Origin of the sequence: Pseudovibrio sp. Ad37 (assembly GCF_001623075.1) — a bacterium.
Lineage (GTDB): Bacteria > Pseudomonadota > Alphaproteobacteria > Rhizobiales > Stappiaceae > Pseudovibrio.
The window spans coordinates 1-24,383 of sequence record NZ_LMCF01000045.1 but is presented as its reverse complement, the minus strand read 5'-3'; the positions used below and the strand labels follow the sequence as shown (position 1 = coordinate 24,383).

21 protein-coding genes and 2 pseudogenes are annotated in these 24,383 nt (G+C 52.0%); 8 read left to right on the top strand and 15 right to left on the bottom strand.

The features are described from left to right. The first annotated feature begins 446 nt into the window (after positions 1 to 446). Positions 447 to 1,055: a TetR/AcrR family transcriptional regulator gene (locus tag PsAD37_RS10285; protein ID WP_063296074.1), complete on the top strand. Its 609-nt coding sequence runs from the start codon at positions 447 to 449 to the stop codon at positions 1,053 to 1,055. Between the two features lie 44 nt (positions 1,056 to 1,099). On the opposite strand, the gene PsAD37_RS10280 is transcribed toward PsAD37_RS10285, so the two are convergent. The 7 genes from PsAD37_RS10280 to PsAD37_RS10250 form a co-directional block, all read right to left on the bottom strand. Further along, complete coding sequence (locus PsAD37_RS10280; RefSeq protein ID WP_063296073.1) at positions 1,100 to 1,450, bottom strand: RidA family protein; 351 nt, start codon at positions 1,448 to 1,450, stop codon at positions 1,100 to 1,102. Between the two features lie 35 nt (positions 1,451 to 1,485). Next, entirely contained in the window at positions 1,486 to 2,601 is a 1,116-nt protein-coding gene (locus PsAD37_RS10275) for an FAD-binding oxidoreductase (protein ID WP_063296072.1), read from the bottom strand. After that, on the bottom strand, positions 2,598 to 4,013 hold the full coding sequence (locus PsAD37_RS29400) for an NAD(P)/FAD-dependent oxidoreductase (RefSeq protein WP_063296071.1): 1,416 nt from the start codon (positions 4,011 to 4,013) through the stop codon (positions 2,598 to 2,600). Before PsAD37_RS29400 ends, PsAD37_RS10275 begins: the two co-directional genes overlap by 4 nt. After that, positions 4,006 to 4,335, bottom strand: a complete 330-nt coding sequence (locus PsAD37_RS10265) for a (2Fe-2S)-binding protein (protein WP_063296070.1) — start codon at positions 4,333 to 4,335, stop codon at positions 4,006 to 4,008. Before PsAD37_RS10265 ends, PsAD37_RS29400 begins: the two co-directional genes overlap by 8 nt. 146 nt (positions 4,336 to 4,481) lie before the next feature. After that, entirely contained in the window at positions 4,482 to 5,486 is a 1,005-nt protein-coding gene (gene dctP, locus PsAD37_RS10260) for a TRAP transporter substrate-binding protein DctP (protein WP_063296069.1), read from the bottom strand. Positions 5,487 to 5,581: 95 nt separating this feature from the next. Beyond that, entirely contained in the window at positions 5,582 to 6,880 is a 1,299-nt protein-coding gene (locus PsAD37_RS10255) for a TRAP transporter large permease (RefSeq protein ID WP_063296068.1), read from the bottom strand. Between the two features lies 1 nt (position 6,881). Continuing rightward, entirely contained in the window at positions 6,882 to 7,397 is a 516-nt protein-coding gene (locus PsAD37_RS10250) for a TRAP transporter small permease (protein ID WP_063296067.1), read from the bottom strand. 143 nt (positions 7,398 to 7,540) lie between these two features. Between PsAD37_RS10250 and PsAD37_RS10245 the strand changes: the two genes are divergently transcribed. Then, positions 7,541 to 8,482, top strand: coding sequence for a LysR substrate-binding domain-containing protein (locus PsAD37_RS10245; protein ID WP_063296066.1), 942 nt, complete (start codon positions 7,541 to 7,543; stop codon positions 8,480 to 8,482). Positions 8,483 to 8,577: 95 nt separating this feature from the next. Here the strand turns inward: PsAD37_RS10245 and PsAD37_RS10240 are convergent, their stop codons facing one another. Genes PsAD37_RS10240 through PsAD37_RS10230 form a run of 3 tightly spaced genes read right to left on the bottom strand, consistent with a single transcriptional unit; the run spans position 8,578 to position 10,271 of the window. Then, positions 8,578 to 9,195: a pyridoxamine 5'-phosphate oxidase family protein gene (locus tag PsAD37_RS10240; RefSeq protein ID WP_063296065.1), complete on the bottom strand. Its 618-nt coding sequence runs from the start codon at positions 9,193 to 9,195 to the stop codon at positions 8,578 to 8,580. Between the two features lie 14 nt (positions 9,196 to 9,209). Next, positions 9,210 to 9,674 carry a nuclear transport factor 2 family protein gene (locus PsAD37_RS10235; RefSeq protein ID WP_063296064.1) on the bottom strand — a complete coding sequence of 155 codons (465 nt, stop codon included), beginning with the start codon at positions 9,672 to 9,674 and terminating at the stop codon, positions 9,210 to 9,212. 51 nt (positions 9,675 to 9,725) lie between these two features. Continuing rightward, complete coding sequence (locus PsAD37_RS10230) at positions 9,726 to 10,271, bottom strand: carboxymuconolactone decarboxylase family protein (protein ID WP_063296063.1); 546 nt, start codon at positions 10,269 to 10,271, stop codon at positions 9,726 to 9,728. Positions 10,272 to 10,401: 130 nt separating this feature from the next. Here PsAD37_RS10230 and PsAD37_RS10225 point away from each other — a divergent pair, with 130 nt between their 5' ends. Beyond that, entirely contained in the window at positions 10,402 to 11,301 is a 900-nt protein-coding gene (locus tag PsAD37_RS10225) for a LysR family transcriptional regulator (RefSeq protein WP_063296062.1), read from the top strand. 67 nt (positions 11,302 to 11,368) lie between these two features. Here the strand turns inward: PsAD37_RS10225 and PsAD37_RS10220 are convergent, their stop codons facing one another. The 3 genes from PsAD37_RS10220 to PsAD37_RS10210 are packed head-to-tail and all read right to left on the bottom strand — an operon-like array spanning position 11,369 to position 15,110. After that, positions 11,369 to 12,157 carry an enoyl-CoA hydratase-related protein gene (locus PsAD37_RS10220; protein WP_063296061.1) on the bottom strand — a complete coding sequence of 263 codons (789 nt, stop codon included), beginning with the start codon at positions 12,155 to 12,157 and terminating at the stop codon, positions 11,369 to 11,371. Positions 12,158 to 12,159: 2 nt separating this feature from the next. Further along, complete coding sequence (locus PsAD37_RS10215; protein ID WP_063296060.1) at positions 12,160 to 13,473, bottom strand: hypothetical protein; 1,314 nt, start codon at positions 13,471 to 13,473, stop codon at positions 12,160 to 12,162. After that, the gene (locus PsAD37_RS10210; protein ID WP_063296059.1) at positions 13,473 to 15,110 is read right to left on the bottom strand and encodes an AMP-binding protein; all 1,638 of its coding nucleotides are present in this window, start codon (positions 15,108 to 15,110) and stop codon (positions 13,473 to 13,475) included. Before PsAD37_RS10210 ends, PsAD37_RS10215 begins: the two co-directional genes overlap by 1 nt. A 152-nt stretch (positions 15,111 to 15,262) precedes the next feature. On the opposite strand from PsAD37_RS10210, the gene PsAD37_RS10205 reads away from it, so the two are divergent. The 3 genes from PsAD37_RS10205 (at position 15,263) to PsAD37_RS10195 (ending at position 17,553) form a co-directional block, all read left to right on the top strand. Further along, positions 15,263 to 16,084, top strand: a complete 822-nt coding sequence (locus PsAD37_RS10205; protein WP_063296058.1) for a DUF6502 family protein — start codon at positions 15,263 to 15,265, stop codon at positions 16,082 to 16,084. Then, positions 16,084 to 16,974, top strand: a complete 891-nt coding sequence (locus PsAD37_RS10200; RefSeq protein ID WP_063296057.1) for a hypothetical protein — start codon at positions 16,084 to 16,086, stop codon at positions 16,972 to 16,974. The genes PsAD37_RS10205 and PsAD37_RS10200 overlap by 1 nt, the downstream gene beginning before the upstream one ends. 183 nt (positions 16,975 to 17,157) lie before the next feature. Next, positions 17,158 to 17,553: a hypothetical protein gene (locus PsAD37_RS10195; RefSeq protein ID WP_063296056.1), complete on the top strand. Its 396-nt coding sequence runs from the start codon at positions 17,158 to 17,160 to the stop codon at positions 17,551 to 17,553. Between the two features lie 90 nt (positions 17,554 to 17,643). On the opposite strand, the gene PsAD37_RS10190 is transcribed toward PsAD37_RS10195, so the two are convergent. Together PsAD37_RS10190 and PsAD37_RS10185 are read right to left on the bottom strand one after the other, a co-directional pair. Then, positions 17,644 to 19,032: an NAD(P)(+) transhydrogenase (Re/Si-specific) subunit beta gene (locus tag PsAD37_RS10190; protein WP_063296055.1), complete on the bottom strand. Its 1,389-nt coding sequence runs from the start codon at positions 19,030 to 19,032 to the stop codon at positions 17,644 to 17,646. 18 nt (positions 19,033 to 19,050) lie between these two features. Beyond that, on the bottom strand, positions 19,051 to 20,619 hold the full coding sequence (locus PsAD37_RS10185; RefSeq protein ID WP_063296054.1) for a Re/Si-specific NAD(P)(+) transhydrogenase subunit alpha: 1,569 nt from the start codon (positions 20,617 to 20,619) through the stop codon (positions 19,051 to 19,053). Positions 20,620 to 21,766: 1,147 nt separating this feature from the next. Between PsAD37_RS10185 and PsAD37_RS10175 the strand changes: the two are divergent. Both PsAD37_RS10175 and PsAD37_RS10165 read left to right on the top strand, forming a co-directional pair. Next, a pseudogene (locus tag PsAD37_RS10175) lies at positions 21,767 to 22,861 on the top strand (IS3 family transposase). Positions 22,862 to 24,049: 1,188 nt separating this feature from the next. After that, positions 24,050 to 24,383, top strand: a pseudogene (locus PsAD37_RS10165) (transposase); the annotation flags it as partial.

The window sequence follows — 24,383 nt, the reverse complement described above, 5'->3', positions numbered from 1 at the left end:
ACTGACCGACCGGACACTTCGACCATCCCGTAAAACAAGACGGCGGATCTTGGCTGCACTTTCCATCAATATCACCCGTTCATGCCCCGCGCTAAATGCACGGATCCTAACAAACAGGTGGGTCAATCTTAAACGCTCATAACCCACCTAACCGGGTCAATTTTGCATGCCGATTCACACACAAAACGTAAGCAACCCGTCTTCAATCTGAGTTGTGATTTCAGCTGCCGAATATGAACTTAGCAAGTTTGTAAACTTACGCAAATTCGTCAAACTCAAATCAATAGAAGCTTTGAGCTTAGTGAACAGGAGAAAAACGTATCAACCTTGCGCAACATCCCCCGGCCTCACCCCTGTGATTACATGCTAGCTTTTTCTCTGAGTTCCTGAAGGATGCCGACTTTTAGCCTGAAGTGAGATTGCAAACCAGCGTGCGGAGAGCGTTTATGGACGACCCCCTACAACGGAGAGAGGATGTTCCCGCTGCTCTGCAGGATGATCGTATGATCATTCTCAACGGGTCACTGCGTTGTTTCGCACGCAACGGATATTTCAATACCACATTCAAGGATATTGCTAAGGAAACGGGCCTCTCGCAACAAACTATCGGATCCATTTTCGCCAGTAAGGATGAGATTCTGGCGGAATATCTGCAAATGTGTGACGACGAGATCGTACAGCAAATTAAAGAAGAAACTGCATCAGATACGGATGTTCTGGAACGGATTCAGTCCATTTGTGTCACCACCCTCATCTATCTTGGGACACATTCTGAGCTGACCGCGATTTGGGTGGAGTTTTACAAGCACCATGTGGCGCGTGTGGTTTTAAAGAAGTTCTTTGGTCTGCTTCGCACGCGTATTAGTGAGCAGATTATTGAGGGAATGGAAAATGGCGTTATCCGGCAGGCAAATGCAACGCATATCGTGGAAGCCATTGTCGAGTTGTTTGAAGGGACACTGATCCTCAGTCGTTTGGAAGGCACCAACAACGAAGTGGAACGGCGCTTCCTTGCTTCCTGGGAGGTGATGGTGGAAGGGCTCGTACAGAAATAGCAGGGCTTGGTAAGAGCCCGTGATTACCACAGGCTCTCTGCGTTTTATTGAGCTGCAACCACAGTAAACTCAACCAGAATATCTGGACGAGCCATGCGTGCTTCAACGCAGGCACGTGCTGGCTTTTCACCCTCTGCAACCCAAGCATCCCACACGGCGTTCATCGCAGCGAAATCTTTCATATCGCGCACATAGATGGTGGCGGACAGGATCTTGTTGCGGTCGCTGCCAGCTTGTTCCAGCAGGGTATCAACTTTGGCCAGACAGCGTTTTGTCTGTTCGGTGATGTCCCAGCTTGGATCATCAGCAGCTGTCTGTCCGCACAGATAAATTGTGCCGTTGTGCTTCACGATCTTACTCATGCGGTGGTTAGAATCCACGCGTTCAATTGTCATGGTTTACTTTCCTGTTGTCTTGGAAATCTTGGGAGCTAAAGAACCTTGCGTTCAAAGCGGTCGATGCGGAACGGGTTCAGGTCAAAACTGGTTTTTCCTGTGGTGATCAACTGCGCGAGTACATCACCAACGACTGGTCCGAGCTGGAACCCATGGGCCGAAAAGCCGAAGGCATGGTAGGCATTGCGCGCATTCACCCCTGCCCCTATCACCGGCAGGTTGTCGGGCATGTAGGCTTCCAGTCCAGCCCACATCCGGTTGATGACGGCTGTCTTCATGATTGGGAAAAAGGTCTTGGTTGTCTCCGCAGCAAGGGCCAGCTTTTTGTAGTCCAGCGTTGTCCGATTATTATCACGATCCGCAAAACCTTTGGCGCCACCACCGATGAGCACAGTGCCATTTTCGAACTGCTTGAACGACAGCTGACGAGAGATGGCGCCTACGACCGGACCAGCAAAATGCGGCATTCGGGCGGTGATCATCAACATAGGCGCGCTGTAAGAGAGCGGGGTGTTGTCGCCCATCATCATGGCAGTTTTGTCCGCCCATGCTCCAGAGCAGTTGATCAGAGTGCCTGTGTCATAACTGGCTTTGTCGGTTCGTACCTGCCAGGCATCGCCAATCTGGCGTAGGTTTGCGAGCGTCTCGCCTTCATGAAACGTCGCGCCAAATCGTTCAGCTGCTCGGCGAAAGGCACTGGTTGCCTTGTAAGGGATAGCATAGCCGTCTTGTTCAGACACCACGCCGCCCACGCAGTTATGCGCCGCATGAGGCAATCGCTCGCGCAGTTCCTGCTGGTCGATCTGTATTTCGTGATCGTAACCCAATCCGGTGAGCTTAGTGATCCGGGTCTTGATCGTGCTCATGTCTGCGTCATCAATGGCAATGTTGATCAGGCTACGCCTGCGAAAACCAGTATCGCCCTCAAGCTCATCATCCAGTGTTTGCCAGCGGGACATGGCTTCTTTGGAGAGCGGCACCTCAGCAAAATCTCGGCCTAACAACCGCACACCACCTGCGTTGACACCGGAGGCATGACGGCCAACATAGTCCTTTTCCAGCACCAGCGTCTTCATACCAGCCTTGGACAGATAGTAAGCCGTTGCGCTGCCGTGAATGCCGCCGCCAATGATGATTGCATCAAAATTCATGCGGACACCTCAGCCGGTTTTTTTGCTGGTTTGATGTTCTGAAACTGGCTTAACTCATCAACACTGAGCAACCTTTGCGGAGAACGCAGGCGATAATAGCCGATGTCGGAAACAGGCTTGTTCTGCCAGACAGCAAGTAACTCACTGACGGTATGCCCGCATTGGCGGCCCTGACACGGGCCCATTCCACAGCGGGTCAATGCTTTAAGCGCGTTCGGGTCTTTCGCACCTTGCTCAAATCCAGCACGCAGCTGCCCCATTGTTTGCTCTTCACAGCGGCATGCCAGCGTATTGGACGCAGCAGGGATGCGATGCTCTGGTGTTGGTGCATAATACGCATCAAGAAAACTGCGGAAGGCTTTGAAGGACTTCATGGCTCTCAGATGATCAGAACTTTGTTGCTGCAGACTTGCCTCGCTGAGTTTGCCAAGTTTGTTCATGGCCTTAAGTGCTGCAAGGCGCCCCGCATGTCGCGCAGCTTCCGCCCCCTGAATACCAGCTGCATCACCGACCACTGCAATGTGTGGGATCGAGCTTTGGCCCCAGTCGTCCAGTGTCGGTGTCCAGCACAGTTGTTGCTCTGCCCAATGATGTTCTATGCCAAGCGCACGGGTCATGTTGAGGTTGGGTATGACGCCTTGATGCAGGAAGATATGATCTGCGTTGACGGAGTGGGTTCGTCCATCCTGTTCAAACTGAAGGCCAACGGATTTGCTTTCTCCAAGCACGCTCAGGTTTGAGGCATGGCGGAAGATGGGAACACCAGCACGGTGAATTTCATTGAGGAGCATCAGACCTTTGATGAGGTAGGCTGGTTTGCGGAGCGCACCACCAATGTACTGCATCGCGCGGACAACACCGCCTGCTGGCGTTGTGTCCACTACAGCGTTGACGGTTACACCAAGCCGCAGATACTGAGCCACGATCAGGTAAAGCAAGGGTCCGGTGCCAGCAAAGATAGCACCGTCTTTGACCATGCCGTCAGACTTGAGCATCACCTGTGCGCTGCCTGCTGTCATCACTCCTGGCAAATGCCAGCCTTCAATAGGGAACGGGCGTTCCATGGCGCCCGGACTGATGATGAGTTCACGCGCTACAAGACGGCGGGTCTGATTGTCTTGGGAGTACAGGACCTCGCCGGTTTCTCCGATATGCCAGACATCCGCATTCTGGTGGCGGTCAATGTCAGCCTCCATAAAGGCTTCAACCAGCTCCGCGCCCTCGGTGTATTCACTCCCGAGAACGGACGGGTCCAACAAGGGGCTCTGCGTCACGTCCCGATAGATCTGCCCACCGGGAGTTGCCTTGCGATCAAGCACCGCGACCGAGGCTCCCTGTTGTGCTGCCTCTAGTGCGGCGGACATGCCGGCCGGGCCTGCACCGATGATTACGATATCGAAAATGTCACTCATGATCAGCACTCTCTTTTTGATGAAGTGCAGCAATGGATTGTTCGGTCAGGTCTTGGCTACAGACGTGCATGCCCTCTTCTACCGTCGTTAGGCAGGCCTGCTGGTTTGGCACGCCATTGACCTCAACGAGACACTCAAAGCACACGCCCATGGCGCAATAGGCGGAGCGTTGTTGGCCCGAGACTAAAGCAAGGCGGGTCTGTGTTTCACCGTGCAACGCCATGGCTGCCCAAAGGCTGGAGCCTTCAGCAACCTGAACCATCTGCCCGTTGATGTTGATGGAGACGCTTTGGGTCTCGGGTTTGCGCAGTGAGCGGAACATTGGACCTGACCTTTAGTGGCAAGCTTTAAAACAAGTGGGTTTCCCAATGAAACCGGGAGGATCAGGCAGTTCAGGTGAAACCGGGATTGGGATCCGGTTAGGGAACAAAGCTGCCCGATCCTTTGGAGACCTATCGGTCTGGACTGTTAGTTCTTGATTTTTTCAAGAATGGACTGACCCCAGTCCGCACCAACGTCGTTCAGGATCTGTGGCCATACGTCTGCGCGTACTTTCTTGGCTGCCGCTGCGAGCTCATCATCAGAGAGATTGACGATGGTTGCGCCGTAGTCTGCCAGTTTCTGCTCAAACGCACCCTGATCGGATTCCGCTTTAGCCCAACGCTTGGCTTCAAACTCTTTTGCTGCTTCTACGAGAGCTTTGCGGGAGCTTTCGTCAAGACCTTCAAAACGCTCGGAGTTAATGATCAGGTACCAAACTTCGAAGTGCGTGTTGACTGGGATGTAGGTCTTCGCAACATCACGGAAAGAGGCGTAATAACCTTCAGCACCGGAGCCCACGACGCCGTCAACAACACCGGTCTGAACAGCGGTGAAGGCTTCGGAGAATGGGATTGGGGAGCTGATGTAACCCAGAGCATCTGCTGTCAGCTGGAAGCTTTTGATACCAGGCACACGAACTTTGATGCCTTTGTCAGCGTTTGGATCGCCAGGAGCCACCGCATCACGGTTCAGCGCGATACCGCCGAAGTACACCGGATAAGCTGCCAGCATGGTGATGTCCTGCTTGGCGTAAAGCTCTTTCATTGCGTCGTGGATCGCACCGCCTGGACCGTAGATCTTCTGCGCTTGTTCCCAGTTTTCAGCCACATATGGGAAGGCACTGATCTGCATTTTACGCTCAACAGCGGTTGCTGCTGGCTGTACGGCCATGTCGATTGCACCAACGGAAATACGTTCCTGTACGGTGGTGTAGTCACTCAATGCGCTTGCCGCGAAGATCTTCATCTTCAGGTCGCCATTGGTTGCTTTCTTCAGCTCTTCAGCAAGGTCTTTCACTTCAAGATCAACAGTTGCGCCTTGCGGGCGGATATGGCTGATCTTCAGCGTTTTGGCGTGTGCGATGGATGCTGCACTTACACCACCAATGATGGTTGCCAGCGCAAGGGTCGTTTTCAATGCCTTCAAAATCATAGTTCACCTCTGTGTTTTGTTTTCAATCGCAACTGAGGTTGCTGTTATCGGAGCTGCTCCCACAGCTCGCTTTGGGCTCTTGTCTGGTGATGGGGTCAGTAACCAAAGAGCCGGGGAATGAAGAGAGACAGGTCTGCCCAGAAGGAGGTCAAGAACACCACTGGCAGATAGCCAAACAGGATGAGGATCATGGCTGGGCGGATCACTTGCGTGACCGGCACCTTGCCGATGCGTGCGCCCAGATAAAGGATCGAAGCGTATGGAGGGGTCACACCGCCCATGGCTGTGTTAACACCCATGATCGCTGCGAACTGGATCGGGCTGATGCCAATGGCTTCCATGAGCGGCAGCAGCAGCGGCGCAATCAGGATGATAGCAGTCACGTCATTCACCACCATGCCCACAAGGAACAGCAGGATGTTGATGAGGATCAGCAGCAGAACTTTATTCTCAGTGATGGAGAAGATTGCTTCCACCAGTTCCTGCGGCACACTTTCGAGCACGAACATCTGGGAGAGGATCATGGAGAACAGGATCATCAGCATGATCGCGCCAACGGAGGTTGCTGCCTCTTTACCTGCCCCGAGGAATGTTTTGGCATCCAACCCGCGGTAGATAAGGAAACCGACAGGGATCGCGTAAATCACTGCAACAGCCGCAGCTTCTGTCGGGGTCATGATGCCACCGTAGATGCCGCCGAGAATGATAACTGGCATGAGAAGCGCTGGAGTTGCCTTGAACCCGCGGTGGCTGGCTTCCTGCACAAATGCTTTGCCGCGTGGGCGGTCTTCCAGTTTCAGGCCAAACTTGCGGGCCAGACGCAGGTTTACAACGGAGAAGCTGGACATGATCAGCAGGCCCGGGCCAAGCGTTGCGAGGAAGCAGGCGAGGATGGACGTGTCAGTCACCCAGCCGTAGACGATCATGGTCACGCTTGGTGGGATCAGCAGGCCAAGCAAGGATGCGTTGGCGATGAGCGCAGTTGCATAGGCACGCGGGTAGCCCTGCTTTTCCATCTCAGGAATGAGGAGTGGACCAATGGCGGCCACGCCAGTCAGGCCAGAGCCGGAAATCGCACCGATCAATGCACAGCTGACGGTTGCCACAACGCCCAGACCGCCACGTAAATGGCCGATGAAGATGTTGACGAAGTTGAGCAAACTGGCAGCGATACCGCTGACGCTCATAATCGTGCCCGCCAGAACAAACAGCGGAATAGCAAGCAAAACCGGATTGCCGAGCTGCTGGAAGCCCCAAAGCATGTTGCCCTTCATGATGACGTCACCAGCGAAGTACATGGTCATCAGGCCCGCGCCAAAGCAGTAAGGCAGCGGTACGCCAAGAGTGAGCAGAATTACGAGTACTGCAACGGAAAGAAGTGCGATCTCAACCATATCAGGCCAGCTCCTCTTTTGGGGGTTCTGTGGTGGTTGGGAGCGGCTCAGAGAACGTCCCTGTCAAAACCTGATGGATGTGTCGGCCCAGCTGAATTGCGGTGAACACCATCATCAGGACAAGGCCAGTGATTAGCGCGATGTCCACGTAAAAAGTCGGGATGTAGAGGGTCGGGCTTTCACGCCACACACGCATAGAATATTTGGTGAAATCCCATGCCCAGTAAGTGAGCCAACAACCAATCGCGAGGCATAATGCTTCCCCAATGAGGGCGAGCACGGCCACTTGCTTTGGTGTTTTAAGGAAGATTTCCAGAACGTTGGCGCGGATATGGCTGTTTTCACGGGATGCGTTGACCGCGCCCACCATGTAGAGCCACATTGTTGGATAAAGCAGACTTTCTTCCAGCCCCAGAACTGGAATTTCAAGCAGGTATCGCGTGATCACCTGTACAAATTGGCCCAGTGCAACAAGGCATATCAGCCCCGTCAGCAGCAGGCTCATTAAGCGATCCATCAGCAATCCTCCCTAAGTAGATGTCCGCAGCGCTGTTCGGGGAAGATTTCGATTTTGACCTATAAAATCAAAGTGATTTAATCTATTAAGGTATAGAAAAAAATTATAGGGCATGTAATTGCCTCACAATAACAGGCGGTTACATGAACCTGAGTTTTCGACAGTTGCAGGCATTTCGTGAAGTTATGCGAACGGGCTCAATCTCTGAGGCGGCACGTATCCTGGGTCGGACGCAACCTGCAGTAAGTTCTCTGATTTCCAATCTGGAACAGGAACTGGGGATCGAACTGTTTGAACGTCAACGCGGCAAACTCCTCCGAAAACCGGAGGCGCAATTCTTTTTGGGGGAAGCAGAAGCAATTTTGGATCGCCTCGCCCGTTCGACACGGACCATGCGCGAGATTGGCTCCTTGCAGCAGGGTCGGCTCAACGTGGCGTTCATGCCGGCCTCCTCTCAGGTGCTTATTCCGCAGCTGATCTCAGAGTTTGTCCAAGACAAACCGGAGGTGAAAGTCTCGCTGATGATGCGCGGGTCCAACGTGATTGAAGAATGGGTCGCCTCTCAGCAATATGATGTGGGGCTGGCAGAAACCCCCGCTCCCAACAGTGCGTTGATTACGCATGATTTCCTGCTCAATTGTATTTGTGCCTTACGGAGTGATGACCCATTGGCGCACAAAGAGGTCATTGAAGCAAAGGACCTTTCGGGCAAACCATTGGCGACATTGCCTGAAATGCACCCTAATTGTATTTCCACGCGCGTGGCCTATGAGGAGCAGAAAGCGGAATTCAACCAACGCTTCGAGCTACGTAACTTCCTCCCTGCCCTGAAGCTGGTGGAAGATGGCTTGTGCTATTGCATTTGTGATCCGATGACGGCGGACGGTTATCTGAACACGGCACGCGAACACAGCTCTCTCGTTTTCCGCCCGTTTGCGCCCAAGGTGGTGCTGGCGATCTCCATTTTGCTGCCGTCCCAACGTCCGGCGTCTGCATTGGCAGATGCGTTCAGCGAGAAGCTGCTGAGCGCAGTTACGGAGATTGAAAGGAAGCAATGGGGAGATTTTTATGGAGGGCCACAATAGTGGTGAAGGGTAGTGCGTATTCCCGAGATTAGGGCCAGATAAGTTTCGGGAATACGCAGTAACGGGAGAGTTTGCTCACCCGCTATTCGATGTAATCAGTTCGCTTGTACGGCGCTTTGCAGCTTCTGGATCTGTGCTTGCAGCTCTGCGATCTTCTGTTCTTTTTCTTCCAAAGCGGATTTGACCCAATCTGCGTCAATGCGCACTGGAATGTGCTGGGGGCAGTTGGCATCCCATGCATCAACACTGAAGATGATTGCTTGCTCAGGCGCTGCACGATAGGGTTGATCGTAGTCCATCAGCTGTTCAATCAAGCCCGGGTCATCCTCGATGACCTTAGCTGTGCCCCAGATCTTGATCCGCGTCTTCTGCACGTAATCGATCAGAAAAATGAAGGCCTTGGAATTATCTTCCAGATTTCCCTGGCTGATGTACTGACGGTTGCCGCGAAAATCCGCAAACCCGAGGTGGCGATTGTCCAGCACCTTAAGGAACCCGGTTGGGCCCCCACGATGCTGAATATAGGGTTGGCCATCCGCATTGGACGTTGCCAGAAAGAAGCTGCGCTGATCGGCAATGTACCGCGCCAACTCTTCTGTCACTTCGTTTTTCCAACCACCGCCCTCTTCCATGCTGGCATAGCCGCGTCGGGAGCCTTTGCGGCTCTGGATGGCTTTCACTGTGGGAGTGAAGGCAATATCACTGGAATACATGGGGTTTCCTCCAGTTACAGACCCAGATCACTCAGGCTTGCATGATCATCAGGGCGGCGACCTATCGGCCAATGGAACTTGCGGTCCTCTGGTGTGATCGGATGCTCGTTGATGCTTGCAATCCGGCGCTTCATGAGGCCGTCCTCTGCAAACTCCCAGTTTTCATTGCCGTAGGCTCTGAACCACTGTCCGGAGTCGTCATGATACTCGTAGGCAAAGCGAACCGCGATCCGGTCTCCCTCAAAGGCCCATAGCTCTTTAATAAGGCGGTAATCGAGCTCTCGGATCCATTTGCGAGTGAGCAGCTGCTCAATCTCAGGGCGTCCAGTTACAAATTCTGCTCTGTTCCGCCATTGGCAGTCTGGCGTGTAGGCCAGAGCTACCTTTTGCGGATCTCTAGAGTTCCAGCCATCTTCCGCCGCACGGATTTTGATGCTGGCTGTTTCCCGTGTGAATGGAGGGAGTGGTGATCTGGTCATGACGATCTCCGGAAGGGTGGCAGGTGGATTGGGCTCCACCCGCCCGTGGTGTCAGGCAAGTTCTTTAACAGCAGGGAAGTCAACTTCGGTTCCCAATACTTCGTTCATGTAGTTGGTCAGCGTGTTCAGAGCGACATGTCCAACAATCTCAACGAGTTCTGCATCGGAATAACCAGCGTCGCGCACAGCCTGCACCTGTGCATCAGAAACCTTTCCGCGGTTTTTGACGATTGCGACAGCGAACTCGACAGCAACGGCTGCTTTCGCATCTTCAGAACTGCCGCGGCGGTTCTTTGCAATTTCATCTGCAGAGAGTTTGGCAAGGTTGGATGCAAGGTAAGTATGCGCGGAGAGGCAGTAGTTACAGCCATTCTGCTCGCCAACGGCCAATGCGAGACGCTCACGCGTAGCAGCAGGCAGTGTTCCTTTGCCGAGCGCGCCGTTCAAACCGAGGTAACCTTCCAGCGCCTGCGGGCTATTAGCAACAATTCGGAACAGATTTGGCACCGAGCCGAGCTGAGAGTTGACGGCCTGAAGGGAAGCCTGGGAGTCCTGAGGAGCGGCCTCGATGGAAGATGGGGTAGGAATGCGTGACATTATTTTATCTCCATTTTTTGAAATCGGATGATGGTCTTCATGTAACCAATGTTTGAAAGGAAATAATTGGGCTTCTGTGCAATTCACTATTACACTTAGCGCAATAAATGAGCGTGATTGTGAGATTGAAATGGATAAGCTTGAAACAATGCAGGTGTTTGTAGAAGTGGCTGAACGGGAGAGCTTCGTGGAAGCCAGCAAGAAGCTTGGCCTTTCAGCTCCTGCCGTCACTCGCTCCATTGCCCGGCTGGAGCAATCCCTTGGCACAAGATTATTCAACCGAACCACTCGTCACGTCCGACTGACGGATGCGGGCAGGCACTATCTTTGCGATGTAAAAGGCATTTTGGAGAGCGTCGAACAGGCAGAAGCGTTTGTCAGCGGCAGTTATGCCAAGCCGATCGGCGAGCTTTCCATCACAGCGCCCATACTGTTTGGGCAGAAGTACATTATCCCTCTGATCACAGAGTACCTCGATCTCTACCCTGAAGTGACTGCCAATGCCGAGTTCTACGACCGTATCGTCAATATGGTGGAAGATAATCTGGACGTAGCGTTCCGTATCGGACATCTGCAGGATTCCGGGCTTTATGCGACCCGCGTGGGCAGCATCCGCCGGGTGATCTGCGCTTCTCCGGCGTATTTTAGTGAGCACGGCACCCCGCAAACACCGTCAGACCTTGCCGAGCACAAGATCATCCAGCCGACATCGGTTGAAACGAGCAACCAGTGGAAGTTTGCAGGAGAGAAGGCCGAGGTGGTGAAGATCAACCCACATTTGCGCTGCAACCACAATTGCGCAGCTATTCAGGCAGCAACAGGTGGGGCCGGCATTACCCGATTGCTGTCCTATCAGGTGGCGAAAGACGTTTCGAACGGTGTGCTTCAGCTGGCGCTGGAGGATTATGAGCCTGAGCCGCTTCCAGTCCACATCGTTTATATGGAAGGCCGCCGTGCCAGCGCTAAGGTGCGTTCCTTCGTGGACTTCGCTGCTGAGCGCTTGCGAGACAATCCGTTTATCGGTGATTGATGTTTAAGATATCTAAAAGGTGAAGCGCCCAGAATGCTGATATCGCATCCGGGCGTTTCTCGTTTAGTTAAGCGTCTTCCTGCTGAGCCTGCTCATTGAAATTTGGTGGTCGCTTTTCAAGGAATGCGGCCATGCCCTCTTTCTGGGCAGGTGAGCCAAACAAGGCATGGTACATCTGCCGTTCAAAGCGGATACCATTTTCCAGTGAGTTTTCATCCGCCGCATTTACGCAAGCCCGTGCCATCATGGTGATGTCTCGGGCATATCCCGCAATGGTTTTTGCAGTCTCATTAGCAACGGCCATCAGCTCATCTGCAGGGATCTTTCTGCTAATGAGACCCATGTCGTAAGCCTCTTGCGCATCAATCATGCGGCCTGTGAGGATAAGATCCATGGCTCGTGCTTTACCAACCAGCTTGGTCAGACGCTGAGACCCGCCAATACCCGGGATACAGCCGATCTTCACTTCCGGCTGGCCGAACCTGGCGGTGTCTGATGCCAAAATAATATCGCACATCATGGCGACCTCACAGCCGCCGCCCAACGCATAGCCGGAGACCACTGCTATCTTCGGGATACGAAGCGCTGCAAAACGATCCCATCCAGTGAAAAAGTTGCTGGCGTACATGCTGGCATAATCCTGCACGTTAAGCTCTGCGATATCAGCGCCAGCAGCAAAGGCTCGCTCATTACCAGTCAGAATAAGGCAACCGATAGCGGGATCTGCATCAAACTTGGTTGCAGCATCCAGCACCTCTTCCAGAACCTGGGAGTTAAGTGCATTCAGCGCTTTGGGGCGATTGAAGCGAATGGTTGCAACACGCCCTTCAACGGATGTTTCAATGGTTTCATACATGATCAGCTATCCCAAATTGCGCCGTAAGCAGGAATGCCGAAGCTTTCCATGTCGTGAACAAGTTTGCGGGTCAGTTTCTGGTTGGAAATCACAATAACAGCCTCTGCTCCGCTCTCCTCAATTGCTTTCAGAGTTAATGCGGTCAGGTCAGGCTTGCCTTGAGAATCCGTATCCCAGATCACCGGGTTCTCAGTGCTTGTCTCAATCTCGTCAACGAAAGCATCGCCATAAGTTTTACGAGGGTTGCGTGTGGACCAAATCACTTTGTTAGGCACCTCGCCTGCGAGCAGATGCGGCACAATTGGGCCAATGCCAGAACCAGTCCCGACGTAAACGACCTTCTTGAACAACACCTCGATACGCGCAACACCAGAGGTGGTGATGCCCTTCACCCATACATGACTTGGCGGGTTTTCAATAAAGTCACCTGTCCAATCCCCTGCCCGACTAATCGCGAGTCGATAACCTGGCTCACTCGGAGACGGGATGTTTGCAAACGCATGATACTCGCCAAATGGTGTGTGGCTGATTGCGTTTGAGCTGCCCGGGAATGGAGTATCGCCGTAATTGAACTTCGCCAAAACTGCATGGTTGGATGGCTTCACCACATCCACTTTGACGCGCTTAAGCGACAGCCAAGGTGAGAGGATGGACAGTGTGATGAGGCAGAGCATCCAGAATGCTGGGGTTTCCATAAGAACGCCACCTGTATCCTGCGTGATGGAAACAGTCTGTGCCCAGAACAGGCCAAGCACTGTCCAACCAACAAAACGGTGAACCTTCTCGAAGGTGTTGTGATAGCGTGCGCGGAAACTGCCTTGTGCAGTAATGATCAACAAGACCATCAACGCGACCATCGCCCCGCTGAGAGCAAGCGTCTGGTCTGATGGAAGCGCAGCCCCTTCAATACGGTTAGCCACCATAGCGTAAAGCAGGAAGCCAAACCAGATTGTGCCGGATACTGTGCTGCTGGAATGAAGCCCCCCGAAATGGAACACCTTGCCAGCGCCCCAACGAAGCCACAGCGGCCAGCTGGTTGGAATGCGAGTTGCCAGCCAGAACAAGGCATTGACCACCCGTTGCTGACGGATCAGGATACCAAGAGACAGGTTGATCAGCGCCATATCTGCAATAGCACCAAGAGCAAAGTCGGTTTCGGCAAACCAGCGTCCGTCCTGTAAACCAGCGATGAAGACTGCGATGTTAACCACGGCGACCAGCATCAACAGCCGGTTGTATTCCATCAAGGATGGATGGCGCGTAATACGTCGCCAGTTGTAACTGCGTGTTTCAGCAGTTGTTGCTTCAATAGTCATTAATTTAACTCCACACCCTGAGCGTCAATATGGTCTTGTGCCAGCTTCAAAAGCAGGCGCTTGTCCAACTTCCCGCGTGGTGTGCGAGGCAACTCATCCATGGAAAGGATCAGTGTTGGACTACAATAATAAGGAAGTTTGTCTTTCACGGACTGGGCCGCTGTGTTGGTGCACACATTCGCCGGACTGACGAAGGCAACCAGATTGCGGCTGTCGAACTTGAGCGTGACTGCCTGATCACAGCCTTCCGTAGCTTCCAATGTGTTGGAAACGCCATCCAGCTCTACACGGAAACCTCGGATTTTTACCAGATCATCAACCCGCCCAAAGTGCTCCAGTTCTCCGATATTGGTCCAGCGACCAAGGTCTTTGGTACGGAACATCATGTGGCCGGGACGGAATGGATCAGGACGATAACGATCAAGCGTAAGTTCGGGATTGGAGAGGTATCCAGCAGTTACACAATCACCACCTGCCCACATTTCGCCTTTCTCGCCAATGGCAACGGGGCGCAGGTTTTCATCCAGAACATAAACTGTATTGTTGGGTGTCGGGCGTCCAATGGATAGAACTTCCTTTCCCGGATAATGCGGTTCAGCTGTGTTGATGATGGTGGTTTCTGTTGGGCCACAAGAATTATAAAAGCGACAGAAACTACTCCAAGCGTCTGCAAGAGGTCTTGGGCAGGGTTCTCCCGCGACAGCAGCAGTTTGCACTTGCTGGCAATGGCTGTGGTCAAGTGAGTTCAGGATTGACGGTGTTGCAATCAGCACGTCCACCTTTTCGGCTGTTTCCTGAATGCTTTTGCCGCGAATAACCAGCGTAGCGCCGTTTGAAACAGCGCCAAGAGTTTCCCAAGCCGCCATATCAAACGCGATCGAAAGAATTTGACCCACCCGCAACCCCCGACGCATGCCAAGATCACCGGGGCTGGTTTGCAAGATGTTGCACAGGTTCTTGTGGGTGACCTGAACGCCATTAGGGACGCCTGTGGTACCAGAGGTGAACAGGATCATGCACAGATCGTCCGGCTGTGCTTTATGTTGTTCGCCCTCTACTGGCGTGGTCGGCAGAGTTTCATCCTCAATCACATCTTCAATCGCGATGAGAGTTTGGCCTTCTGCAACCGGCACCTGATCTTTAAGACTGCGCAGCGTTAGAATGACTTTGGCACCGGTCACTGCTGCGATGTGGTTCAATGCCTTTTCAGGAGCGACGCCCACATGCTGCGGAATATATGCTGCACCTACGCGAAGAGCCGCGACGATGCCGACCAGCATTGGAATGGAACGGTGCAGGTACAAGCAAACGGCGTCCCCTCTCTTCACGCCGTACCGTGCCAGGGTGTGAGCTAGCCGGTTTGCGGCGTCATTCAGCTCACCGTAGCTGATCTCCTGATCTTGATATTCAGCTGCAACGGCATTTGGCTGCGCAGCCATAAAGTGGTTCATTGCGGAAATGATAGTTGGAAAGCGTGGAGCGGTTTCTGGTCCCCATCCAAAATCCAGAAAACGTTCCTGATCAAAATCGCTCAATGCCGACAGAAGTGGATTGCGTGGCGCTACTCCTGTCAGTTTTGGCATGGTCGGAAACACTGGCCGAATGTCATTTAGATAATCTGCAGCAATATCCCGCATGGCGAGTCCCTCTTATGGTGATAATCACTGATCCTATTTAATGGGAAAAATTCCCATTTAACTATAACAAGTGTTCAACTGGCAGTAACGAATTCGTAGGATGAAAAATTCTGGTGTAATGATTAGAGAACTGGACAGCACAGGAAACGGAAATGAGTCCCGAGCAAACAGACCCTTTTGAGACTGCTCTCACAGCGCTCCTTGCCCCACTGGCAAAAGCGATGGTGGCGCGTGGCGTCACAATCGGGCCAGCGACCGAGGCACTGAAACGGGCCCTGCTCCAGGCCGCCATTGAGGAAAACCCCGGAAAGACAACGGATAGCCGCGTCAGCCTTAAAACCGGCATTCACCGCAAAGATGTCAAACGGTTACGATCCGACGAAAACGGCAGTTCTCTCAAGAAGTCCGTCAATGCGACGGCTCTAGCGATCAGTTACTGGGCGACGGCTCCAGAGTTCCAAAGCGCAGAAGGAACGCCCCGGAATTTGCCTCGACAAGGCAGCGAAAAAGAGCCTGGTTTTGATGAACTGGTTCGCTTCACACGCGCTGATATGGCGCCGGGAACTGTTCTTGAGGCGCTTATTGAGCAGGGTGTCGTAGCGGAATTAGATGACGGATTTTATCGTTTATTGACTCACGCCCTTTTGCCCGCACCTGGAAGTGCCGAACAAGTTGCCGCCTATCAGGCGACACTTTCGACGCACCTTTCGGCCGCTACCCACAACTTAATTTCCCCTCAGGGAGAAGCTCTCAATTTTGATCGAATCCTGCGTTATTCGCATTTGTCAGAGGAGTCAGTGGAGACTCTGAACAGGTTGACGCAAGAGAAGGCCCAGATGCTTTTGGAAGAAGTCAACGCTCTGGCACGGGAGATGCAAATGAATGATGCGGAACAGGCCGCCAATGGCCGTTTTGCCTTTGGGGCCTACGTCCTTCCAAAAAAAAAGCCAAAATCAGATGAGGCTGCTGCGTAATGGTTTGGAGGCACACACTTTCCGCTTTAATTGCATCCACTTTTCTGATCGCTTCAGCTGCAGGCCATGCAGAGGAAGAGCGTGAAGGCGGAATTCTAGGGACAGGCATTGTTGGCACGATTACGCGTCTTGGCAGCATCATTGTTAATGATCAACGCATCACCTTCCCTCCAGACTTGCCGGTCAAAAACGAACTTGGTCCGCTGACGGCCTTGCAGTTGATGCCCGGAGATACGGTTGCCGTTGTTGCTGCTCTGACTGGCTTAAACTGGGAAGCGAAGAGTATCCGCAGAATTGTGCCGATCATCGGTCCTGTTTCTGAGGTGAAGTCAGGTGAGACTGGCAGAATTCTTGAGATTATGGGAACCTTCATTCACGTACCAGAGGCCATTGCGACCAAGGTAAAACAAGGGGATTGGGTGGCAATCAGCGGTCTGTGGCAAGCTGAGGATGTGCTTGCAACACGCGTCGAGGTTGTTCCACCCCGTCAGTCTGCAGTCATCATCGGTAGCAATCTTTCTGTTGGCGCAAGCAATGTTCCACAGATCGGTAACACTTTGATCGCAGGCATTATTCCGCAACACGTTCAGTCTGGTGATGTTATCCGGGTTACAGGGGTTCCTGAGGCTGGCAGTATCCGTGCGATGTCGTTAGAGGCTGGGATCTTTGATGGAAAGGTCGGGCTGGTTCAGGCCGAAGGCTACTTGTCTCCGCCAAACTCAACCGGCCTTTACACCTTGCTCGGCTCCGGCATGGTGGCCTTCACCGATCAACCAGACATGATTGATGAAACAGCCAAGGTGGTTGTATGTGGGTATGATGGTGAGCTTGGAAGTGACCAGACCAAAGCTGCAGAACCTGAATTACTGGAGAAGCTTGGCTGTCAGTAGCTGTCTCGGGAACGCGCGGTAAGTGACCACGCGTTCCTGACAAATATCATATACTTGCGTATATCTACCCCATACCGTTCTAACTGATTAATAAGTAGCCACAGACTCTTTGCTTCTTTCGTTCCTTCTGCCTACAAGGCTTGAAAACTGGAGCAATTACAACTGAATTAGGTGGGAACTGAGATGATCAAGTATTTTGTTGGAGCAGCTTTTCTAATTGCTGGTCTAAGCACTGCTGCTGCAGAGACACATTCGCGCGATGTTGCCGCGCGCAAAGCGTCCGTTGTCAACGGGCATGTTTATTACAACCAAAACCAATGTACCTCAGGTCCAATTGCTCAAGTAAAGGTCAAAGTTGCGCCCAAGCATGGAAGCGTTGAAATCCGCAGAACAACGTATAACCCTCCTAAAGGGCAACGTTGCTACGGAAAGAAGTTTAACGCTGTTGTTGTCATATACACCCCGAAGAAAGGTTATCGCGGCAAGGATACATTTAAGACTAGGTATTCAATGCCTAAGTATGTTCAGGGTAGCCAGATGAATTACTTTACCGATACCTATAAGATAAACGTAAAATAGGTAGTGCCATTTGCAGAGGCATTGCAAGAAAAGCAAACCCCGGAACGTTCCTCACGTTCCGGGGTTTATCGTTTTTATCTAGAAACCAAACTAGCTGATTTTACCTAGTAGGTTGTTCATGGAGCTCTTCGCATCGCCGTAGTACATGCGGGAGTTCTCTTTGTAGAACAGTGGGTTCTCGATGCCGGAGTAACCGGTACCCTGACCACGTTTGGAGATGAACACGTGCTTGGCTTTCCAAACTTCCAGAACTGGCATGCCAGCGATTGGTGAGTTTGGATCTTCCTGAGCAGCCGGGTTCACGATGTCGTTGGCGCCAATAATGATGACAACATCTGTGTCAGGGAAGTCATCGTTGATCTCATCCATTTCCAGAACGATATCGTAAGGCACTTTCGCTTCAGCGAGCAGCACGTTCATGTGCCCTGGTAGACGGCCTGCAACCGGATGGATTGCGAAGCGGACGTTTTTGCCTTTGGCACGCAGACGCTTGGTTAGCTCAGAAACAGACTGCTGTGCCTGTGCAACAGCCATGCCGTAACCTGGTACAATCACAACGCTATCTGCATCATTGAGTGTTTCAGCCACAAAGTCCGTATCGGTTGCAACCATCTCGCCTTCGATTTCCTGAGCTGGACCAGTCGTGGTGCCAAACCCGCCAAGAATAACGGAGACGAAGTGACGGTTCATCGCCTTACACATGATGTAAGAGAGGATCGCACCGGAAGAACCAACCAGAGCACCCGTAACGATCAGCAGGTCGTTGCCAAGTAAGAAGCCTGTCGCCGCTGCTGCCCAACCGGAGTAGGAGTTCAGCATTGAGACAACAACTGGCATGTCGGCGCCGCCGATGGCCATAACCATGTGCCAACCGATGAAGAAGGCGATCAGGGTCATCAGGTAGAGCGTCCAGGAACCAGCATGGTTCATGTACATGAACATCAGGATCACTGCGAGAATGAGCAGACCTGCATTAAGGGCGTGACGACCCGGCAGCAGCAGTGCCTTACCACCGATCTTTCCAGCAAGCTTGCCGTAAGCGACAATGGAGCCGGTGAAGGTGATCGCACCGATGAAGACGCCGATGAAGATTTCAGCTTCATGGATAACCAGCTCCGCGCCTGCCAAACCTGCTGGTGGAGCGATATCAGAGTTGATGCCGATGAACACAGCAGCCAGACCCACGAAGGAGTGCAGAGCAGCCACAAGCTGCGGCATGCCAGTCATTTCAACGCGTTGAGCCACAATCACGCCGGCAGTGGAGCCAACGGTTACAGTCACAAGCAACATGATCAAAACGGCTGGGCTTGTAAGATCAACACCAGAGCCAAATACTGTTGCAAGAACAGCCAGTGCCATACCGACGATGCCAAACCAAACAGCGCGTTTTGCGCTTTCCTGATTGGACAGACCGCCCAGAGACAGGATGAAGAGTACGGTTGCCGCAATATAAGCGGCGGTTTGAAGTCCAATAGACATAATGCTTCCCTCCCCCGCTTAAGACTTGTTGAACATCTGGAGCATACGGCGCGTGACCATAAACCCGCCGACGATGTTGACCGATGCAATCAGCACCGAGATGCCAGCGAGGAACCAGACGATCCAGCTGCCAGAGCCAAGCTGCAGCACTGCACCCAAGATGATGATGCCGGAGATTGCGTTGGTCACAGCCATAAGCGGTGTATGCAGGGAGTGAGCCACACCCCAGATGACCTGGAAGCCAACAAACACTGCGAGGACAAACACGATGAAGTGTTGCATAAAGCTTTCAGGCGCATAGGCACCTACCAACGCCATAACGGCACCACCGCCAATCAGAAGACCGAGCTGATTGCGACCGGCAGCTTTGGCAGCTGCAGCCTCTTCAACCGCGAGTTCCTCAGGGGTTTTCTCAGGTGCCTTTGGCTTTTGAGCAGCAATCGCAGCGATCTTCGGCTTTGGTGGCGGGAAGGTGATTTCCCCGTCTTTGGTTGCCGTTGCACCGCGGATAACATCGTCTTCCATGTTGATATTGGCCTGACCGTCTTTCTCAGGGGTCAGATCAAACATCATGTGGCGGATGTTGGTCGCGTAAAGTGTGGAGGACTGCGTTGCCATGCGGGATGGGAAGTCAGTGTAGCCGATCACGGTGACGCCGTTGTCGGTTACGATCTTCTCGTCCATCTTGGTCAGTTTACAGTTGCCGCCTTTTTCAGCAGCAAGGTCAACAATCACAGAGCCCGGCTTCATGGACTGGACCATGTCTTCGGTCCAGAGCTCAGGCGCATCGCGGCCCGGGATCAGCGCTGTGGTGATGACGATGTCAACATCTGGTGCCAATTCGCGGAATTTCGCCAGCTGCGCTTCGCGGAATTCTGGAGAAGAAACAGAAGCATAGCCGCCAGTGGAGGCGCCGTCCTGCTGCTCTTCCTCAAAGTCCAGATAAACGAATTCAGCGCCCATGGACTCGACCTGCTCAGCCACTTCCGGGCGAACGTCGAAGGCAAGGGTGATCGCGCCAAGAGAGGTTGAGGCGCCAATTGCGGCAAGACCTGCAACGCCAGCGCCGATGACGAGCACTTTGGCTGGTGGCACTTTACCGGCAGCGGTGATCTGGCCGGTGAAAAAGCGCGGGAAGTTGTTGCCAGCTTCCATAACAGCGCGGTAACCAGCGATGTTGGCCATGGATGACAGAGCATCCATCTTCTGCGCGCGCGAGATACGCGGCACCATATCCATCGCCAGCACGTTGACCTTTTTATCGGCAAACTGCTGAAGAAGCTCACCATTTTGCGCTGGCCAGAAGAAGCTGATGAGGGTTTGTCCCTCGTGTGTCAGTTCCAGTTCAGACGCTTCGGGCGGACGGACCTTGATAACAATATCTGCGGTTTCCCAGAGCGTTTTTGCATCTGCGATAACCTTTACGCCAGCATCTTTATAATCTGTGTCAGAGAAGTTTGCAGCTTCACCGGCGCCGGATTCAATAGCGCACTCATATCCCAGCTTTTGCAGCTGTTGGGCGCTGTCCGGCGTCAACGCGACCCGACGTTCCCCGTCAAGGACTTCCTTGGCAGCCCCTATGATCATGTTCTAACCTCTTGCCTGTTAAATAGGTTTCCAGCAGAAATCGCTCGTTACCAACTGTTCCAATCGTTTTTTATTCTCTTTCCCAGCGTAGGCGCTGGTATCGTTTTTGTGCAATGCACCAAAGGCCCTAAACTTTACCGAACCGACCAAAGGAATCTCTTTGACCAATCTTGCTCGGAAGGCAGGTTAAGCTCCTTTGCGTAAACTGCAAGTCTCTCCTAAAAACTTCGAAAATCCCTTCATCTTTAAAATGGACCTCGTTCAAATCCCAGTAGGGTAAAGCCCTATCTGAACGACAGTTGATCACCTTTACCCAAGTGTTTGAGCTCAAACTAAAGAACGAGGTGGATAAGTGAAATTGAATGAATCTCAATATAGTTCACATATATAAGAGCGAAGGTGAGTATAAACCGCATTTCATGCAGATTATCGGGGTTTATACTTGCATTTGCTCTTGGGTCGCGCAGAGGAAAACTATGCCTAAAGTGGGAGATTAACTGAAATATATTTATGTCTCAGTCTGAAGTTACAGGTAGATATACCAGCTTATCACTTTGGCGCATGTGACAACCTGACATAGAAGCTGCCCCTTCACCCATTCACGAAAGCCACTTTCCGCCTTTGCGTTATTCTGTGCGTTTCTTTGCGCGATTTTGCGTTTTCATGCGTTGCTATGGAGAAACGGCCACTCTGGAAGCGGCATCTGTGAACCTGCACAAGCCTATATCGGTAGTTTTTCACCGCTGTATATTGCATCCATCCTGCTTTGTAGATGATTGTAAGAGATGGCTTAGTTTTTTGGGACAGGTCGTATAAGTGGATTTAGCTCCTAAAATTTGCTTGACGCCAAGAACAGGAGAACACCATAATTAAACGTCCGCGCTGGAACCTTAGCCCGACTTATAAAGCGAGATGTCGCTTGCTCCTATTCGCGGAAAGAGTACCTTGAGTGAGTTGGCTCTGAAGTTTGATTTTCGCGTGAACCAAATCAATCAATGAAAAGAGCAGGTCCTAGCAACTAAGCTAAATGCATTTGGCACTGATAAACAGGCTAAGCAGGAACCTGAAGTCGATATCAAACGACTTGACCTGCCCCCATAACTTCTACCAGTTTGTGATAGGATTCTACCTAACATTGGGGTGGGATATGAAGCATTCGCGTTTTACGGAAGAGCAGATCATCAGCATGATCAAAGAACAGGAAAGTGGTGTTCCAACAGCCAAAGTTTGTCGCAGGCATGGGATCAGCACAGCGTCGTTCTACAAGTACAAGACAAAGTATGCCGGCATGGATGTTTCGGATGCACGCAAGTTGAAGGCTTTGGAAGATGAAAATTCCAAGCTCAAGAAGTTACTTGCCGAATCTATGCTGGATAATGCGATGCTGCGTGATGTGAATTCAAAAAAGTGGTAGGGTCCGCAGCTTCACGCCAAGCGGTTGCCTTTTTATGCCAGAGCTTTGGTGTGAGCGAGCGGCGGGCCTGTTCTGTGCTTCAGGTTGATCGCTCCAGTATGCGTTACAAAAGCGTACGTCCTGACGACAAGCCGTTGCGTGAAGCTATCAGACAGTTGGCGAACGTCGCCGTTTCGGATATCGCAGGATCCAAATCCTTTTGAAACGTCAGGAAGTGGTTATGAACCTGAAGAAACTGCGTCGCATGTATCGTGAGGAAGGGCTGCAAGTGCGCAAACGTGTTGGTCGTAAACGTGCGCTTGGAACTCGCAGGCCCATTGTCTTGCCTTCAAGGACCAATAAACGTTGGAGCCTAGATTTTGTCAGTGATGCAATTACCGATGGCAGGCGCTTTAGAGTTCCGGCTCTCGTCGATGATTATAACCGTGAATGCCTCGCACTTGTTCCCGACCCTCTATCTCCGGAACACGTCTTGTGCGCGAGGTCGATGCCATTATCGCAAAACGGGGGATACCAACGACAATAGTTTCGGACAACGGCGCAGAAATGACCAGTTCTGCGCCGTTGAAACTCTGCCAGGATACCAACATCAACTGGCATTACATCGCAGCAGAAAAGCCCCTGCAAAATGCTTTTGTTGAAAGTTTTAACGGCAGCTTTCGAGAAGAGTGTTTGAATGAAATACTGTTTTCATCACTGATCGAAGCCAGAGCCAAAATTGAGGCTTGGAAAGACCACTACAACACTCAAAGGCCGCATTCGTTTTTGGACAACCTAACCCCAGCCGAGGTTGCACGACAGATAGAGCTGGAAATGATAACCACGTGAGGCTTGAAAACAAACCATGAATCCTCACAAACCGTAGACGGAACTTGGGTCTCAGGTCAGGCTGCAGGTCAATATTGGGAAACTGGCCTTGGAGAAAGATTTCTTGCCTGGAGCACTCAAAGATGACTGATCAGATGCACAAACTCTCGATTGTCCGCCAAGCTAAAGCCTCGAATATTTCTAGAATCGGTGTTTACTACCTGCCGCACCCAGTCTCAACAGAAATGCATGCCCTCATGAGTCTACTGGATGAACTGCATCTGGATATCCATTTGTTGGCAGCCGTATGTTGCAACAACTATTGAAGGCAAAGAGCTTTCGGCGCAACGTAAGACCTCTGATGAAACGGATGGTCTTTGTGGCAATTTACCTCAAGGCCTACGCTAATGTGCCAGGAGCTAGAAAGGCCCTCGGTAAATTCATAACCTTTTATAATCAGAAACGCCCACATTGATCGTTTAACTGAAGTAGCTCGGATCAGGTCTACTGCAACCACACGCAAGGCATAACTCAAGCTGTGGCGTAATCGGAGCAGATCCACTTATAAACGACGTTCAACTTTCCAAACAAGCGGGGTCACTTTTGTATTCTGCACATGCGTCAGAGCCGTTCCTCATAAAATCGACATGGCTAGTGCTAACTTGAAACGTGATGCTACAGGAGTAAGATTTTTAGCTGAGGGGATGAGAGTGTCCACTCTCAAATGAAGTTTGACAAGATTGGCAGTCAAATAATGGAGTGTTTGAAGTTTACTCATTTGCCTGTGTTATCGAATCTAACCACCCGTTCGAAATAGGCCTTAGCCCACATCACATTTTCAAGGCTAGTGATAGCGATGATTGTTATTGTAGTCTACGAAGAGACCAATCTGTATCCCGATGTCCTTTGTTATGTAGGACTTCTCCAGCAAGATGTGACTCTTCATTATCTAGTGATGATATCGTGCTCCACGGACATACTTTATATACTTTTCCTCTAGCCATTCAGCTACCTCTGAAGCCAAATAAGATGAGCCATTATCGGAAACCTGACGCAATCAGTGGTGTGCTTTTGGCTGCTTGAGTTCCCCGTCGACGCCTTTGGACAGATCGATTGAATTGAATAAGGGAGTGTTTTGGCCCATGATCATGACGACAGGAGTGAGATGTGGGGCAGAATACCAAGACTGCAAGCGTTGCTGCAGAACGCATGGTCAAGGATATCCGGCGCAAGACCCGCAAGCGCTATTCCACTGAAGACAAAATCTGCATTGTACTTGCCGGGTTACGCGGCGAGGACTGCATTGCCGAGTTGTGTAGGCAGGAAGGGCTCTCTCAAGGGCTCTATTACAGCTGGTCCAAAGAGTTTCGTGAAGCTGGCAAGAAACGGCTTGCCGGTGACACCGCCCGTCAGGCCAACACCGGTGAGGTTAAGCAGCTGCGTAAAGAAGCTCGCGACCTCAAAGAAGTGTTTGCAGAGCAGGCCCTTGAACTGCAGCTTCTTTAAAAAAGCATGACAGGCGATGGGGAGGCCGACGAATGAG

Excerpts from the sequence above, each read along its gene's own strand:
- PsAD37_RS10205 (WP_063296058.1), top strand. The coding sequence starts at position 15,263 with ATGAGTCCCGAGCAAACAGACCCTTTTGAGACTGCTCTCACAGCGCTC.
- PsAD37_RS10200 (WP_063296057.1), top strand. The coding sequence starts at position 16,084 with ATGGTTTGGAGGCACACACTTTCCGCTTTAATTGCATCCACTTTTCTG.
- PsAD37_RS10275 (WP_063296072.1), bottom strand. The coding sequence starts at position 2,601 with ATGAATTTTGATGCAATCATCATTGGCGGCGGCATTCACGGCAGCGCA.
- PsAD37_RS10240 (WP_063296065.1), bottom strand. The coding sequence starts at position 9,195 with ATGTATTCCAGTGATATTGCCTTCACTCCCACAGTGAAAGCCATCCAG.
- PsAD37_RS10220 (WP_063296061.1), bottom strand. The coding sequence starts at position 12,157 with ATGTATGAAACCATTGAAACATCCGTTGAAGGGCGTGTTGCAACCATT.
- PsAD37_RS29400 (WP_063296071.1), bottom strand. The coding sequence starts at position 4,013 with ATGAGTGACATTTTCGATATCGTAATCATCGGTGCAGGCCCGGCCGGC.
- PsAD37_RS10245 (WP_063296066.1), top strand. The coding sequence starts at position 7,541 with ATGAACCTGAGTTTTCGACAGTTGCAGGCATTTCGTGAAGTTATGCGA.
- PsAD37_RS10280 (WP_063296073.1), bottom strand. The coding sequence starts at position 1,450 with ATGACAATTGAACGCGTGGATTCTAACCACCGCATGAGTAAGATCGTG.
- dctP (WP_063296069.1), bottom strand. The coding sequence starts at position 5,486 with ATGATTTTGAAGGCATTGAAAACGACCCTTGCGCTGGCAACCATCATT.
- PsAD37_RS10210 (WP_063296059.1), bottom strand. The coding sequence starts at position 15,110 with ATGCGGGATATTGCTGCAGATTATCTAAATGACATTCGGCCAGTGTTT.
- PsAD37_RS10225 (WP_063296062.1), top strand. The coding sequence starts at position 10,402 with ATGGATAAGCTTGAAACAATGCAGGTGTTTGTAGAAGTGGCTGAACGG.
- PsAD37_RS10255 (WP_063296068.1), bottom strand. The coding sequence starts at position 6,880 with ATGGTTGAGATCGCACTTCTTTCCGTTGCAGTACTCGTAATTCTGCTC.
- PsAD37_RS10215 (WP_063296060.1), bottom strand. The coding sequence starts at position 13,473 with ATGACTATTGAAGCAACAACTGCTGAAACACGCAGTTACAACTGGCGA.
- PsAD37_RS10265 (WP_063296070.1), bottom strand. The coding sequence starts at position 4,335 with ATGTTCCGCTCACTGCGCAAACCCGAGACCCAAAGCGTCTCCATCAAC.
- PsAD37_RS10185 (WP_063296054.1), bottom strand. The coding sequence starts at position 20,619 with ATGATCATAGGGGCTGCCAAGGAAGTCCTTGACGGGGAACGTCGGGTC.
- PsAD37_RS10190 (WP_063296055.1), bottom strand. The coding sequence starts at position 19,032 with ATGTCTATTGGACTTCAAACCGCCGCTTATATTGCGGCAACCGTACTC.
- PsAD37_RS10230 (WP_063296063.1), bottom strand. The coding sequence starts at position 10,271 with ATGTCACGCATTCCTACCCCATCTTCCATCGAGGCCGCTCCTCAGGAC.
- PsAD37_RS10250 (WP_063296067.1), bottom strand. The coding sequence starts at position 7,397 with ATGGATCGCTTAATGAGCCTGCTGCTGACGGGGCTGATATGCCTTGTT.
- PsAD37_RS10195 (WP_063296056.1), top strand. The coding sequence starts at position 17,158 with ATGATCAAGTATTTTGTTGGAGCAGCTTTTCTAATTGCTGGTCTAAGC.
- PsAD37_RS10235 (WP_063296064.1), bottom strand. The coding sequence starts at position 9,674 with ATGACCAGATCACCACTCCCTCCATTCACACGGGAAACAGCCAGCATC.
- PsAD37_RS10285 (WP_063296074.1), top strand. The coding sequence starts at position 447 with ATGGACGACCCCCTACAACGGAGAGAGGATGTTCCCGCTGCTCTGCAG.